This window comes from Janibacter indicus, from assembly GCF_900176385.1.
Lineage (GTDB): Bacteria > Actinomycetota > Actinomycetes > Actinomycetales > Dermatophilaceae > Janibacter > Janibacter indicus.
This window is the reverse complement of the sequence record NZ_FWXN01000002.1, coordinates 55551-69629: the sequence shown is the minus strand read 5'-3', so window position 1 is coordinate 69629 and position 14079 is coordinate 55551. Positions and strand designations below refer to the sequence as shown.

At 71.3% G+C, this 14079-nt stretch carries 17 protein-coding genes; 10 read left to right on the top strand and 7 right to left on the bottom strand.

The window, feature by feature from the left end:
* Positions 1-3 precede the first annotated feature (3 nt).
* Positions 4-858 carry an AraC family transcriptional regulator gene (locus B9B60_RS02135; RefSeq protein WP_159451131.1) on the bottom strand — a complete coding sequence of 285 codons (855 nt, stop codon included), beginning with the start codon at positions 856-858 and terminating at the stop codon, positions 4-6.
* A gap of 79 nt (positions 859-937) precedes the next feature.
* On the opposite strand from B9B60_RS02135, the gene ybaK reads away from it, so the two are divergent.
* Positions 938-1444 carry a Cys-tRNA(Pro) deacylase gene (ybaK, locus tag B9B60_RS02130; protein ID WP_084449658.1) on the top strand — a complete coding sequence of 169 codons (507 nt, stop codon included), beginning with the start codon at positions 938-940 and terminating at the stop codon, positions 1442-1444.
* A gap of 98 nt (positions 1445-1542) precedes the next feature.
* Here ybaK and B9B60_RS02125 read toward each other — a convergent pair whose 3' ends face one another.
* Positions 1543-2190, bottom strand: coding sequence for an NAD(P)-dependent oxidoreductase (locus tag B9B60_RS02125; RefSeq protein WP_084449885.1), 648 nt, complete (start codon positions 2188-2190; stop codon positions 1543-1545).
* Positions 2187-3038 carry an EamA family transporter gene (locus B9B60_RS02120; RefSeq protein ID WP_234993699.1) on the bottom strand — a complete coding sequence of 284 codons (852 nt, stop codon included), beginning with the start codon at positions 3036-3038 and terminating at the stop codon, positions 2187-2189. Before B9B60_RS02120 ends, B9B60_RS02125 begins: the two co-directional genes overlap by 4 nt.
* A 100-nt stretch (positions 3039-3138) precedes the next feature.
* On the opposite strand from B9B60_RS02120, the gene B9B60_RS02115 reads away from it, so the two are divergent.
* Positions 3139-3648, top strand: coding sequence for a MarR family winged helix-turn-helix transcriptional regulator (locus B9B60_RS02115; protein WP_084449656.1), 510 nt, complete (start codon positions 3139-3141; stop codon positions 3646-3648).
* Positions 3649-3661: 13 nt separating this feature from the next.
* On the opposite strand, the gene B9B60_RS02110 is transcribed toward B9B60_RS02115, so the two are convergent.
* Positions 3662-3997, bottom strand: a complete 336-nt coding sequence (locus tag B9B60_RS02110) for a DUF952 domain-containing protein (protein WP_084449655.1) — start codon at positions 3995-3997, stop codon at positions 3662-3664.
* Positions 3998-4188: 191 nt separating this feature from the next.
* Between B9B60_RS02110 and B9B60_RS02105 the strand changes: the two genes are divergently transcribed.
* From B9B60_RS02105 to B9B60_RS02095, 3 genes are all read left to right on the top strand, one after another.
* The gene (locus tag B9B60_RS02105; RefSeq protein ID WP_084449654.1) at positions 4189-4881 is read left to right on the top strand and encodes an NYN domain-containing protein; all 693 of its coding nucleotides are present in this window, start codon (positions 4189-4191) and stop codon (positions 4879-4881) included.
* Positions 4882-4992: 111 nt separating this feature from the next.
* The gene (locus B9B60_RS02100) at positions 4993-5409 is read left to right on the top strand and encodes a helix-turn-helix transcriptional regulator (protein ID WP_084449653.1); all 417 of its coding nucleotides are present in this window, start codon (positions 4993-4995) and stop codon (positions 5407-5409) included.
* Positions 5410-5418: 9 nt separating this feature from the next.
* The gene (locus B9B60_RS02095; RefSeq protein ID WP_084449652.1) at positions 5419-5889 is read left to right on the top strand and encodes a VOC family protein; all 471 of its coding nucleotides are present in this window, start codon (positions 5419-5421) and stop codon (positions 5887-5889) included.
* Positions 5890-5990: 101 nt separating this feature from the next.
* Here the strand turns inward: B9B60_RS02095 and B9B60_RS02090 are convergent, their stop codons facing one another.
* A complete protein-coding gene (locus B9B60_RS02090) occupies positions 5991-7475 on the bottom strand; it encodes an NAD-dependent succinate-semialdehyde dehydrogenase (RefSeq protein WP_084449651.1) in 1485 nt (494 codons plus the stop codon).
* Positions 7476-7565: 90 nt separating this feature from the next.
* Here B9B60_RS02090 and B9B60_RS02085 point away from each other — a divergent pair, with 90 nt between their 5' ends.
* On the top strand, positions 7566-8807 hold the full coding sequence (locus tag B9B60_RS02085; protein ID WP_084449650.1) for an aspartate aminotransferase family protein: 1242 nt from the start codon (positions 7566-7568) through the stop codon (positions 8805-8807).
* Between the two features lie 3 nt (positions 8808-8810).
* Positions 8811-9305, top strand: a complete 495-nt coding sequence (locus B9B60_RS02080; protein ID WP_084449649.1) for a DUF3830 family protein — start codon at positions 8811-8813, stop codon at positions 9303-9305.
* Positions 9306-9447: 142 nt separating this feature from the next.
* Here the strand turns inward: B9B60_RS02080 and B9B60_RS02075 are convergent, their stop codons facing one another.
* Together B9B60_RS02075 and B9B60_RS02070 are read right to left on the bottom strand one after the other, a co-directional pair.
* A complete protein-coding gene (locus tag B9B60_RS02075; protein WP_084449648.1) occupies positions 9448-10818 on the bottom strand; it encodes an amidase in 1371 nt (456 codons plus the stop codon).
* Complete coding sequence (locus B9B60_RS02070) at positions 10815-11804, bottom strand: D-2-hydroxyacid dehydrogenase (protein WP_084449647.1); 990 nt, start codon at positions 11802-11804, stop codon at positions 10815-10817. Before B9B60_RS02070 ends, B9B60_RS02075 begins: the two co-directional genes overlap by 4 nt.
* 71 nt (positions 11805-11875) lie before the next feature.
* Between B9B60_RS02070 and B9B60_RS02065 the strand changes: the two genes are divergently transcribed.
* Genes B9B60_RS02065 through B9B60_RS02055 form a run of 3 tightly spaced genes read left to right on the top strand, consistent with a single transcriptional unit; the run spans position 11876 to position 14047 of the window.
* Positions 11876-12622: a maleate cis-trans isomerase family protein gene (locus tag B9B60_RS02065; RefSeq protein ID WP_084449646.1), complete on the top strand. Its 747-nt coding sequence runs from the start codon at positions 11876-11878 to the stop codon at positions 12620-12622.
* Positions 12619-13383 carry a maleate cis-trans isomerase family protein gene (locus tag B9B60_RS02060; protein WP_084449645.1) on the top strand — a complete coding sequence of 255 codons (765 nt, stop codon included), beginning with the start codon at positions 12619-12621 and terminating at the stop codon, positions 13381-13383. The genes B9B60_RS02065 and B9B60_RS02060 overlap by 4 nt, the downstream gene beginning before the upstream one ends.
* On the top strand, positions 13370-14047 hold the full coding sequence (locus B9B60_RS02055) for a GntR family transcriptional regulator (RefSeq protein WP_084449644.1): 678 nt from the start codon (positions 13370-13372) through the stop codon (positions 14045-14047). The genes B9B60_RS02060 and B9B60_RS02055 overlap by 14 nt, the downstream gene beginning before the upstream one ends.
* The last annotated feature ends 32 nt before the right edge of the window (positions 14048-14079 follow it).

Genomic DNA, 14079 nt, shown 5'->3' with positions numbered 1-14079 from the left:
CAGTCAGTCTCGTGGCTCATCGCTCACGTGGACTTGGACATTTCGGCGCTCCTCAGCCAACCACGCGGTGGGACTGCACCCGATGAGCTCGCGCCAGTCCCGGACGAGGTGACTGTGATCGGCATATCCACACTCCGCCGCGGTGTCGGCGATGGTCGCATCGAGCCCGGCGACGATGCGCGCCCGGGACCGCTCGAACCGCGCCAGACGCAGGACCTGACCGGGACCGACGCCGAGCTCACGGTGGAACAGGGTGCGCAGCTGACGCTCGCTGAGCAGGACCTCTCGGGCGAGCGCGGTCACGCGCATCCGTCCCCCGGAGGCGTGCGCACGGCGCCACGCGTGGGCGACCTCGGGGCGAGGGTCCCGGCCCCTGTCGGTACAGCGACTGCGCACCCACTGCCGCAAGACCTGCGCCTGCTGGGCGTCGTCGACCTCGGCCAGCTCCTCGCGCAGGTCCTCCGCCGACCGGCCGAGGAGCACATCGAGCCCGACCGTCGTGTGGCCGTCCGTGCCGGGAGCCAGAGCGGCTGCCGGGCAGCCCAAGAGTCGCCGCGCTGCCAGCGGGGAGAGGGACAGATGAACCCCGCTGGATCGGCCCTCCTCCCACGTCCACGCGGCGTGGTGCTGAAGTCCTCCGACGAGGCTCGTCAGACGCTGGCGAACATCCGGTGCCGTCGCGGTACCGCCGCCGATCGACACTGGTCCAGCGGTCGCGATGACCACTGTGAGCGAGGTGCTGGGCACACCGCGATGCCAACGTCCGCGCGGGAGCTCGCCGTCGTACGCGACCGCGGACGTGATGCCGTCCGCGGTCATCTCCGGCCACCGCAGGGGTGTCATCGTCGGCCCGGGCATGATCCCAGTCTGGCGTTGTGCGCTGGGGTGGGCCACCCGTTCGCCCGTCGGCGGGAGCCGTCGCTGGCAGGCTGACCCCATGAGCAAGCGAGCGAAGGGGGCCGGGGCCACCCCGGCGACGCGGGCGCTGACGGCCGCGGGCATCGGGTTCACCGAGCGCCCGTACGAGCACGACCCGCGGGCGGATTCCTACGGGCTCGAGGCGGCGGAGGCACTCGGCGTCGAGCCAGAGCGGGTCTTCAAGACCCTCCTCGCCCAGACCGACCTGCCGCGGGACCACGGCCTCGTCGTCGGGATCGTGCCCGTGACCGGGCAGCTCGACCTCAAGGCACTCGCGGCCGCGGTCGGCGCGAAGATGGCGACCATGGCCGACGCCGCGCTCGCCGAGCGCACCACCGGGTACGTCGTCGGCGGGATCAGCCCGATCGGGCAGAAGCGCTCCCTTCGCACGGTCGTGGACGACTCTGCCCTCGAGCACGGGAGCATCCTCGTCAGCGGGGGGCGCCGTGGTCTGGACCTGGAGCTCGCACCGGCCGACCTGATCGCGGCGACCGAGGCGACCACCGCGCCCATCGTTCGCGCTTGAGGCGGGCGTGTCGCGCGGCAGGTCGCGTCCGCGGCAACGAGTTCATGGGCATTGCGGCCCAACCGAGCGGTGAACTGCCGCGCGACACACCCCCTTCGTCACCACCCCACGGCAACGACCCCGCGAGACACACGCGGCTGCTCGATCTCGTCGCATACCGCCAGGGCGAAGTCCTCCATCGCGATCCGGGAGGTGCCATCAGCAGCCACGACGAGGTCCGCCTCGCAGCGGCTCCCCACGTGTTGGCGGTACGTGCCGCGGGCACCGCCGGGTCGGAAGTCCGCCGCCGGAGCGAGGTAGGTCCATTCCGGCTCGGGGTCGGCCGTTCCGAGCAGGTCGAGTTGTTGCGCGCTGGCCTCTGCGATCCGGCGGAACTCCGCCGGAACCCACCGAGGGTCGTCCATGGCTCGCCGCCTCGTCCCCGGCACCCGCAGTGGGGCGGCGCCCCCGATGACGACCAGACGCGCATCAGCACGGGCCGCTGCCTCGGCGAGCGAGATCGTCATTTCCACGACGGCACCCTCGCCACCCGGTGCCGGTCGGGTGGCGCCGACGATGACGTCGACGCCCTGCGCGGCCGCCACGACGGCCGCGGTGTCGGTGACGTCGAGACGAACGATCCGAGCCGGTCCAACCCCGGGTCTGGGTGAGCGGGCTGCGGCAACCACGTCATGTCCGCGCCGCACCGCCTCAGCAACGACACACGACCCTGCCGCACCCGACCCACCGATGACCAGGACCCTCATGCCGCGACCACCCGCGGGGGACGCGCAGCACGGGGCCGCCACTGAGCCGCGACCACCGCCACGAGTGCGAGGGCGAAGCCCACGGCCTGCACCGGGGTGAGGCCTTCACCCAGCACCGCCCAGCCGAGTGCGGCGGCGACGAGCGGCGAGAGGATCGGCAGGAACGAGGCCACGCCCGCTGGCATCCGCCCGATCCCGCGGAACCACAGTACGTAGGCCAGCAGACCGCCGACCAGGGCCAGCCAGCCGTAGCCGAGGAGCGCCATGGCGTCGAGCGGCGGGGGTGCCCCTTCGACCCCGAGCGTGAGCGGCAGCATCACCAGCCCCCCGCCCGTCAGCTGCCACCCGGTGAAGGCGACGGCCCCGACCGGCGGCGCCCACCGCTTGGAAAGCACGGTGCCCAGCGCCATCGACGCCGCACTCCCGGCACCCGCTGCGACGCCCACCGGGTCGAGTCCTCGCTCGGGACCGAGCACCATGGCGGTCACGCCGAGGACCGCGAGCAGACCCCAGACGATCCGCCGCGCCGTGACCCGCTCACCGAGCAGGGCCAGGGCGAGGAGGGCGACGATGAGGGGACCGGCCGCCCCGAAGATGCCAGCCACCCCGCCAGGGAGGGTGTAGGCCGCGAGGAAGAGCAGCGGGAAGAAGGCACCGATGTTCAGCGTGCCGAGCACGACCGACCGCCACCACCACGCCCCGGTCGGCAGCGTCCGCCCGAGCGCGAGCGCGATGAGGCCGGCAGGGAGGGCTCGTAGCTCTCCCGACCACAGGGGGTGGCCCGACGGCAGCAGTTCGGTGGTCACGAGGTAGGTCGTCCCCCACGTGACGGGCGCGATGGCCGTCACGTGGGGTCTGTTAATGTTTCGACATCTAATTGTTTCATGCGTTAAGAGAATCATGGCCTAAGGTTGGCGTCAAACACTTAGACGTCGAAGGAAGTGTCCTATGGCCGACCGCGTCAGCGACTACTTGGCTCAGTGGGCCGCCGTGCGGCCCGATCTGGATGTCTCGTCCATGGGCGTCGTCGGGCGCATCTCTCGGGCTGGGGAGATCCTCGGCCGCGCCGTGTCCGAAAACTTCCGGGAGCACGGGATCCAGTCGGGCGAGTTCGACACCCTCGCGACCCTGCGCCGGTCAGGAGCCCCCCACACACTGACCCCTGGCCAGCTTGCGCGCAGTGCCATGGTCAGCGGCGCCGCGATGACCAACCGTCTGCAGCGCCTCGAGGACCGGGGCCTGCTGGAGCGCGCCACGGACCCGGACAATCGGCGGAGTGTGCGGGTGCGCCTCACCGAGGCCGGCCTCGAGGTCGTCGACGCGGCCGTGGCCACTCACGTCGCCACCCAGCAACAAGCCCTCGATCAGGCACTCACCCCCCGTGAGCAGGCGCAGCTCGCCGACCTGCTCGAGCGCTTCCTCGAGGGGTCAGGCGACAATTCCGCAGACCCGGGCTGACACGCCCCGTTCGTCAGAGGCGCAGGGCGCCGACCTGGCTGACGCACCCGACCGGCAGGTCACCGCCGTAGACGTGCGGGAAGAGCTCGTCGCCACCGGCCACCGCCGGCTCGTAGCGGACGTCGAGGCCGTACTCGTCGAGGGCCCGCTCGTCGATCGTCAGGGCGAGGAGCGGCTCGGCGACGTCGGCGTAGAAGCGGGCGAGCACCCCGTCGAGCTGCTCCGGCGACCCGCTGCAGTGCATGAAGCCCTCCTGCGCGATCGTCCGGCCGATCGTCGAGACCGGATAGCTGCCCGTGGCCTGCGCTGCCTGCCAGTCGGACTCGAGGGCGATGTGCTGGAGGGTCATGGGGTCCATCGTGCCGTGCTCTCCCCTTCGAGACGGCCGTGGACAGCCTCCCCAGGGAGCGAAGACGACGCGTGAGAGATCACAGACGATGCTCTTGCCAGCCCGGTTCAGCTCAACTAGGTTGTGCGTGTTGCTCCCCGCCGCCCTCCACGGGTTGGCGGGGATTTTTTTCTCAGACGAGGGGGTCATCGATGCTGCCCGAGCCGCCCAAGCTGCGCGCTGCCGTGGTGATCGACTATCAAAACGTCCACCTGACCGCGAGAGACATATTCGAGCCTGGCCAACCGCCACAGGTCGCGTTGATCGACCCCAGCCTGTTTGCTCGGGCCGCCGTACAAGAGCGCAACAAGCGGCAGCGCAAGGGGCACCCGCACGCAACAGTCGTCAAGGTTTTCGTCGCCCGTGGACTGCCTCACACCGATCACGAGCGCGAACAGAACGCCAGGTGCACTGCCCAAGCTGAACAGTGGCGGAGCCAGGGAGCCGAGGTCTACCTCCGCGACCTGAAGTACGACTACGAACGCGATGCAAGCGGCAGGCCGATCAAGGACATCAACGGCAAGACGACACCTAAGGGTCGCGGTCGAGAGAAGGGTATCGACGTTGCTTGCGCAGTCAGGGCGGTCCGACTCGCTGTACAACCGACCATCGACGTGGTGCTCCTCGCGTCACGAGACACGGACCTCGTACCGGTGCTCGACGAGATCTACGACATGCGCGGCATCGACCCCACAGCGGTTGCAGCGATCGAGACGCTGACCTGGGATGACCGGGCAGCTGCTCTTCGACTTGGCAGCCTTCGCCCCAGTGGGAACCGAAGGATCTGGAACACCAACCTCGACCGACGCATCTTCGAAGCCTCAAGGGACCGCAGAGCCTACTGACGGCCGACCGCCGCACCGCGCGTCGGTAGTTGAGCAGGCAGGGGCCCGCCCACGCTGCGCGCGGGACCCAGCACCTCGACCAGCGGGAGTCGCTAGCGTCGAGGGGTGACCATGACCCCGCGGGAGGACCAGAACCGCCGCCTGCTGCGAGCACGGGACGCCATGGACCGCGACTACGCGAGCGAGCTGGACATCCCTTCGCTCGCGGGGGTTGCGCTGATGTCGCCGGCGCACTTCTCCCGGCAGTTCGCGGCGACCTTCGGCGAGACGCCGCACCGCTACCTGCAGCGGCGGCGGATCGAGCGGGCGATGACCCTGCTGCGCGACCACGACCGGAGCGTCACCGAGGTGGCGCTGGCCGTCGGCTACGACAGCCTCGGAACCTTCAGCCGGACCTTCCGTCGGGTCACTGGGCGCACGCCGAGCGACTTCCGCGACGAGGCACCGATCGCCGCGCCGGGGTGCGTGGTGACGCGGTGGACGAGACCGAGCAGTTTCGGAGAAGCGCCCCAGCCGCCGCGTCCCTAGGTTGGAGCCATGTTCACAGGGATCAGCCACCACTCCGTCTACGTCCTCGACCAGGACCAGGCGCTCGACTTCTACTGCGGCAAGCTTGGCCTCGAGGTGAGTGCCGACGTCGACCTGGGCTTCATGCGCTGGCTCACCATCGCGCTGCCCGCCCAGCCCGACCGGCAGATCATGCTGGAGGTGCCGGGCGCCCCCTTCGTCGACGAGGAGACCGCGGCGCAGCTGCTGGACCTGCTCACCAAGGGCGCGCTCGGAGCCGCCGCCATCCTCACGACCGACGACTGCCGGGCCACCTACGAGGACCTGCGGGCGAAGGGGGTGGAGTTCACCGAGGAGCCGACCGAGCGCCCCTACGGCATCGACTGCGCGCTGCGGGACCCCTTTGGCAACCCCGTGCGGATCACCCAGCCCGCCCAGGGCCCGGTGACCGCCGAGGACTTCGCCGAGCACGGGGAGAGCGCGACCGACCTGCGGGCCTGATCCGCCACTCAGCAAGAGAAACTGCCGCTTCGCAAGGGTTTGAAACCCTTGCGAAGCGGCGGTTTCTCGGGTGACCCGGAAATCGGGAGGCTGGTGGGGCGTCAGGCCATCCGCACGCCGATGTACTTCGTCTCGAGGAACTCGTCGATGCCGGTGAAGCCGCCCTCGCGGCCGACGCCGGACTCCTTGATCCCACCGAAGGGGGCGGCCGGGTTGGAGACGACGCCCTGGTTCAGTCCGACCATGCCGGCCTCGAGCGCCTCGCTCACCCGCAGCCCGCGGTCGAGGCCCTGCGTGAAGACATAGGAGATCAGGCCGAAGGGGGTGTCGTTGGCCAGTGCGATCGCCTCCTCCTCGGTGTCGAACTCGGTGATCGCCGCGACCGGGCCGAAGATCTCGGCGCTGCCCATCTCGGCCTCCGCCGGCACGCCGGTGAGCACGGTCGCCGGGTAGAAGTAGCCGTCACGGTCCGCGGGGGCGCCGCCGAGCTGCGCGGTCGCCCCGCGGTCGAGCGCATCGCGGACGAGCTCGTCGACCTTGTCGACCGCCTTCTGGTTGACGAGCGGGCCGACGACGACGCCGTCCTCGACACCGCGGCCCATCGGCAGCGCGCCCATCCGCTCCCCCAGGCGACGGGCGAACTCCTCAGCGACCGGACGCTGCACGAGGATCCGGTTGGCCGCGGTGCAGGCCTGGCCGATGTTGCGCATCTTCGCCGCCATGGCCCCCTCGACGGCGACGTCGAGGTCGGCGTCGTCGAAGACGAGGAAGGGGGCATTGCCGCCGAGCTCCATCGACGTGCGCATGACGGTCTTCGCGGCGAGCTCGAGCAGGTGCTTGCCGACCGGCGTCGACCCGGTGAAGGAGATCTTGCGCGAGCGCGGGTCAAGGATCATCGGGCGCATGACGTCGTCGCTCTTGCTCGTCGTCACGACGTTGACCACGCCCGCGGGCAGGCCCGCCTGCACGAGGATGTCGGCGAGCGCGAGGGTCGACAGCGGGGTCTCGGCCGCCGGCTTGATGACCGACGTGCACCCGGCGGCGATGGCCGGCCCGATCTTGCGGGTGCCCATCGCCATGGGGAAGTTCCACGGGGTGATGAGGATGCACGGGCCGACCGGCTGCTTGGCGACGAGGAAGCGCGAGCCGCCCGCCGGCGCGGTCATGAAGCCGCCGTCGATGCGCACGGCCTCCTCCGCGAACCAGCGGAAGAACTCGGCGGCGTAGGCCACCTCCCCCTTCGCCTCGGCCAGGGGCTTGCCCATCTCGAGGGTCATGATCAGGGCGAGCCGGTCGACGTCGGCGAGCATGAGCTCACGGGCGCGGGTGAGGATCTCGCTGCGCTCGCGGGGCGGCACCTGCGCCCACTCCGCCTGCGCCGCGACGGCGGCGTCAAGGGCCGCGGCGGCCTCGTCGGGGTCGGCGTCGGCGACCTCGACGAGGTGCTCGCCGGTCGACGGGTCGTCGACCGGCATCGTCGCGCGGGTCGTGCGCCACTCGCCCCCGATGAAGAGGCCGGTGGGCACCGAGGCGATGGCCTCGCGCTCCTGCTCGCGGGTGACCTCTGGCGTGTCCGTAATCGTCATGGAAGGCTCCTTCGTCAGCGTCCTTGCCGTCTCCCCAACCGTAGACGTATTGTCAACAATCAGACGAACAACCCGACCTCGGAGGTCCCGATGACAGCGCTGTCCCCCCTGCTGAAGCAGGCCACCCCCGTGACGATCGACCACGCCCTCGGCTCGGAGATCTTCGACGTCGACGGCAACCGCCACCTCGACTTCACCGCCGGCATCGGCGTCGTGAGCACCGGGCACTGCCACCCCAAGGTCGTCGCCGCCGCGCAGGAGCAGGTCGGCAAGCTCATCCACGGCCAGTACACGACGGTCATGCACCAGCCGCTGCTCGCCCTCGTCGACAAACTGCAGGGGGTCCTCCCTTCGCACCTGGACAGCCTCTTCTTCGCCAACTCCGGCAGCGAGGCGCTCGAGGCCTCCCTCCGCCTCTCCCGCCAGGCGACCGGCCGGCCCAATGTCATCGTCTTCCACGGCGGCTTCCACGGCCGCACCGTCGCGACGGCGACGATGACGACCTCCGGCACCCGCTTCTCGGCCGGCTTCTCCCCGCTCATGGGCGGGGTGCACGTCGCCCCCTTCCCCACCGCCTACCGCTACGGCTGGAGCGAGGAGGAGGCCACCGCCTTCGCCCTCAAGGAGCTCGACTACATCCTCGCGACGCTCACCTCACCGCAGGAGACCGCCGCCTTCATCGTCGAGCCGGTCCTCGGCGAAGGGGGCTACATCCCCGGCAACACCGCCTTCTTCCAGGGGCTGCGCGAGCGGGCCGACAGGCACGGGATCCTCCTCGTCATGGACGAGGTCCAGACCGGCTTCGGCCGCACCGGCAAGATGTTCGGTCACGAGCACTTCGACGTGCAGCCCGACATCATCACCCTGGCGAAGGGGATCGCCTCCGGCTTCCCGATCTCCGGCATCGCGGCGAGCGAGGAGCTGATGAGCAAGGCGTGGCCGGGCTCGCAGGGTGGCACCTACGGCGGCAATGCCGTCGCGTGCGCCGCGGCCGTCGCCACCCTCGAGGTCATCGAGGAGGAGGGCTTGGTCGCCAACTCCGCCGAGCGCGGCACCCAGCTGCTCGAGGGTGCGAAGGCCGCCGCCGTCGACGGGATCGGCGACGTGCGCGGACTCGGCCTGCTCGTCGGCAGCGAGTTCACCGCCGCCGACGGCACGCCCGACACCGCCCGCGCCCAGGCGGCCCAGCAGCTGGCCGCCAAGAAGGGCCTGCTGCTGCTCACCTGCGGCGCCCACATGAACGTCGTGCGGATGATCCCGCCGCTCGTCGTCACCGCCGAGCAGGTCGACGAGGCCCTGGAGATCTGGGGCAAGGTCCTGGCGGAGGTCTGAGCCATGGCCCGGTACATCACGATCGCCCTCGAGTCGCGCGGCGTGGTGTGCCGGGCGCGGCTGCTCGACGACGAGGCGCCCCTGACCTGCGCCGCGGTGTGGGATGCGCTGCCCGCGGGCGGTGACGCCTTCCACGCGAAGTACGCGCGCAACGAGGTCTACACACTGCTGCCACGGATCGCGGCCGCCCCGCACCGCGAGAATCCCACGGTCACCCCGATCCCCGGCGACGTTTGCCTCTTCGACTTCGAGCCCTGGGAGATCGGCAACCCGGCCTACGGCTACGAGCCCGGGTCCGAGGCGCACGCGGCCCAGGGGGCAACCGACCTGGCGATCTTCTACGGCCGCAACAACCTGCTCATCAACGGCGACGTCGGCTGGGTACCCGGGTCGGTCTTCGCGACGATCGAGGAAGGCCTGGCCGAGATGGCAGCGGCCTGCACCGACCTGTGGCGGCGAGGCTTCGAGGGCGAACGGCTGGTCTTCGCCCGGGCCTGAGGGCGTCGCGCCCAGACCTCACGAATATCGGGTCACCCGAGAAACCCGTCCTTGACAAGAGTTTCAAACCCTTGCGAAGGGGAGGTTTCTCGGGTGACCCGAGAAACGGGTGACGACCGCAGCCGCCGTGGGCCGGGCCGGGTCAGCCGGCGAGGACCGACTCGACCCAGCGCGCGGCGGCGAGGACGAGGTCGTCGGAGTGCCGCGGACCGATGATCTGCAGGCCGACCGGCAGGCCGGCCGAGGTCGTGCCGCACGGGATGCTGATCGCCGGCTGCTGGGTCATGTTGAAGGGGTAGGTGAAGGGCGTCCACTGGGCCCAGTGCGTCATGCCGCTGCCCGGGGGGACGTCGTGGCCGGCCTCGAAGGCGGGGATCGGCATCGTCGGCGTGATGAGCAGGTTGTGCTGCTCGTGGAAGGCACCCATCGTGATGCCGAGCCGTGCGGCGACGGCACGCGCCTCGAAGACGTCGACGCCGCTCACCGACTCGCCCAGGTCCCAGGCCCGGCCGAGCTCGGGGTCGATCGTGTCGCGGGCGCCCGGCATCGTCCGCAGCAGCGTCGCCGCACTGGCGCCCCACAGCAGCTCGAAGGCGTCGAAGGGGTCGTCGAAGCCCGGGTCGGTCGCGGTGACGTGCAACCCGGCGGCGTCGACCTTGGCCACCGCGGCGTCGACGGTCGCGGCGACCTCCGGGTCGACGTCGACCCACCCGAGGTCTCGCGAGTAGGCGACGTGCAGCCCGGTGAGGTCGCGGGCGAGCTCACCGCGGAAGGTCGCGCGCGGCGGTGCGAGCGCCGTCGGGTCGCGGTGGTCGGGCAGCGAGATGATGTCCATGAGCAGCGCCGCGTCCTCGACGGTGCGCGTCATCGGGCCCGCGTGGGCGAGCGGCCCGAAGGGGCTGGCGGGGAACATCGGCACCCGCCCGTGGGTCGGCTTGAAGCCGACGATCCCGCAGAAGGAGGCGGGGATGCGGATGCTGCCCCCGGCGTCGGTCCCGACGGCGACGGGGCCCATCCCGGCGGCGACGATCGCGGCGGCACCACCGGAGGACCCCCCTGCGGTCATCCGGGTGTCGAGGGGGTTGCGGGTCACGCCGGTGAGGGGCGAGTCGGTGACGCCCTTCCAGGCGATCTCGGGGGTGGTGTTCTTGCCGACGAAGACCATGCCGTCCTCGCGCAGCCGCGCGGTGACGGGGGCGTCGACGTCCCAGGTCTGGTCGGGGTCGATCGACTTCGAGCCGCGAAGGGTGGGCCACCCCTTGGTGAGGAAGATGTCCTTCATCGAGGTGGGGACCCCGTCGAGCAGCCCCTGGGGGGCGCCGGCCTGCCACCGGGCCTCCGACGCGCGGGCCTGCGCCAGGGCGCTCTCCCGGTCGACGAGGCACATCGCGTTGATCTCGCCGTCGACCTCGTCGATCCGGGCCAGGACCGCCTCGGTCGCCTCGACGGGCGAGAGCTCCTTGGCGCCGTAGGCGGCGACGAGCTCGACGGCGGTCATCTCGGTGGGGGTCATCGGGCGCTCCCGTCGGTCGGTACGTAGCCCAGCGAGGTGTCGACGACGTCGCGCAGCGGCTCCTCGTCGACCCAGCGGGCGAAGTTGTCGGTGAAGACGCGCACGAGCGCGTCACGCCACCCGACGAAGTCGCCCGAGTTGTGCGGGGTGATGCGCACGTCGGGCAGGTCCCACAGGGGGTGGTCGTCGGGCAGCGGCTCGGTGTCGAGGACGTCGAGGGCGGCCCCGGCGATGGCCCCCTCGCGCAGGGCGGTGACGAGGTCGTCGGTGACGACCGACTCGCCGCGGCCGACGTTGATCAGGCGGGCGTGGTCGGCCATCGCGCGGAAGGCGGCGCCGTCGAGCATGCCGCGGGTGGCCTCGGTGAGCGGGGCGATGCACACGACCCAGTCGGCGCCCGCGAGGGCCTCGTGCAGGTCCTCCTGGGCCGTGACCGTGCCGAAGTCGGGGTCGTCGGTGCGCGCCCGCCGCCCGGAGCCGGAGACCCGGATGCCGGCGGCACGCAGGAGCCGGGCGATGGCCCGGCCGATCTGGCCGGTGCCGATGACGAGGGCGCTCGTGCCGGCGACGCGCTCGGACTCGCGGTGCACCCAGCGGCGCGCCTGCTGTAGCTCCCACGAGCGGGGCAGGTCCTTGGCGAAGCTCAGCACCTGCCCGAGCACGTACTCGGCGATCGCCTCGTCGAAGACGCCGCGCGAGTTGGTGAGCACGACGTCACTCGCGCGCAGCTCGGGCGAGAGGATCGCGTCGACACCGGTCGAGGCGACATGGATCCACTCGAGCGCGTCGGCGGCGGGCCAGGCGTCGGGGATCGCGCTGGAGAAGAAGTCGTAGGCGAAGAGGACGTCGGCCCCGGCGATCGCCTCGGGCAGCTCGGCGGCGGTGGCGTAGCGCACCTCGCGCGCCCGCTCCACGACCGGCGCCATCGAGCTCTCACTGGGCATCTCGCCGTCGTGGAGCACGACGACGACGGGCTGGCGAGACATGTTGACAACGTATGAGCGGGTTCTTAGATTGTCAACAATCTGGCAATCCCGGTGCGAAGGGAGGTCCGCACGTGGTCCTGACCGGCGCGGAGCTCGACGGGTCGCTGGCCCAGCGCGGCATCGGGGTCATCGCCCCCTTCGACCTCGCCCTCGAGCGAGAGCTGTGGCGGTGGGCACCGTTGGAGGTCAGCTTCCACCTCGCGCGCACCCCCTTCGAGCCGGTGCCCGTGAGCCTGGAGATGGCGCAGCGGGTCTCGTCGGTGAGCGCCCTGCAGGACGCCACCCGTGACGTGCTCGGGGTCGAGCCCGAGGTCGTCGCCTACCTGTGCAGCTCGGGCAGCTTCATCCACGGTCGTGAGGGCGAGACCGCGCTCGTCGACGCGATCCGCGAGGCCGGCGCCCCCGAGGCGCTGACCTCCTCCGGAGCTCTCGCGGAGGCGGTGACCACCCTTGGGCTGCAACGCATCTCGGTCATCACGCCCTACGACCAGCCGCTGACCGACCGGCTCGTCGACTTCCTCGGCGAGCTCGACGTCGAGGTCGTCACCCAGCAGCACCTGGGTCTCGCCGGCGGCATCTGGCGGGTCAACTACCGCACCGTCGCGGCGCTCGTCGAGGCTGCCGACGACCCGGCGGCCGAGGCGATCTTCGTCTCGTGCACCAACCTGCCGACCTACGACATCATCGACCCACTCGAGCGCGAGCTCGGCAAGCCGGTGCTCACCGCCAACCAGCTGACGGTGTGGGCCTGCCTGGCGCGGATGGGCCTACCGATGATGGGGCCCGGCAGGTGGCTGAGGGAGGTCTTCGGCTCATGAGCACACCCGCCACGACCACACCGACGACGGCCGGCATCATCTACCCCGACCACGCGGCCGAGGACGAGTACCCCTGGGCCGCAGACCTGCTCGGCGTGCGCCTGCCCGTCGTCCACGTCTACGGCACCGACCTGCACGCCGTCCCCGAGCTGCTCGACCTCGGGCGCCCGGACCGCCTGGCCGAGGGCGCCGCGCGGCTCGCTGAGCACCGCCCGCAGTCGGTCCTGTGGGCGTGCACGTCAGGCAGCTTCGTCTACGGGCCGGAGGGAGCGCGCGACCAGATCGACCAGCTCGCCTCTGCCGCAGGGGTGCCCGCGTCGAGCACGAGCGCCGCCTTTGTCGACGCCCTCGCCCACCTCGGCCTGACCCGGGTCGCCGTGGCGGCGAGCTATCCCGACGACGTGGCCCGCCTCTTCGTCGACTACCTCGCGGCCGCCGGCGTCGAGGTCGTCGCGATGGGCAGCGCCGGCATCGACACCGCCGCCGAGGTCGGCCACCTCACCCCCGAGCAGGTCGTCGAGCTGGCGCTCGCCCGCGACCACCCCGCTGCCGAGACGCTCCTCGTCCCCGACACCGCCATGCGTACCCTCGCGGTGGTCCCCGAGCTCGAGGCCCGCCTCGGCAAGCCGGTCCTCACCGCCAACCAGGTGACGATCTGGCAGGCGCTGCGGCTCGCGGGGACGACGCCGACGACGCCGGACCTCGGCGCCCTCTTCGCCCGACGCCTCCCCCCACGAAGGCAGGACCATGCCCGTCAGTGAGCTCAGCCCCAACCCGCGCCGGTCGACGGTCGAGTACATCGCCGACGAGCTGCGCGACGCGATCATGGCCGGGCGTCTCGAGCCGGGCGAGCAGCTCGGCGAGGCGGACCTGGCGCGGCGATTCGAGGTCTCGCGGGGCCCGCTGCGCGAGGCGATGCAGCGACTGGTCTCCGAGGGACTGCTCCACGCGATCACCAACCGTGGCGTCTTCGTCACCGAGCTGACGCTCGAGGACGTGCTCGACGTCTACCGCACCCGCTCGGTCATCGAGCGCGGCGCGCTCGAGGTCGTCCTCGACGGAGCGCGGCGGGAGGAGACGGCTGACGAGCTCGACGACGTCCTGCGCCGGATGCGTCGTGCCGCGGCGAAGGGGGACGGTCCCGCCGTCTCCGACGCGGACCAGCACTTCCACGAGGTGCTCGTCGAGGCCTCGGGCAGCCCCCGCCTCATCCGCGCGATGCGCACCCTGCTCGTCGAGACCCGCATGTGCCTGGGCGAGCTGCGCACGACCTACGGCGACCTGGAGACCCAGGTCCACGAGCACGAGGAGCTGCGCGGGGCGATCCTCGAGGCCACCCCTGCGAAGGCCAAGGCTGCCCTCCAGGCCCACCTCGACGATGCCGTCAGCCGGCTCGTCGACAAGCGCGAGGCCGCACGACCTTGAAGAAGTGCGGCCGCCCGCCTGACCCCCTTCGC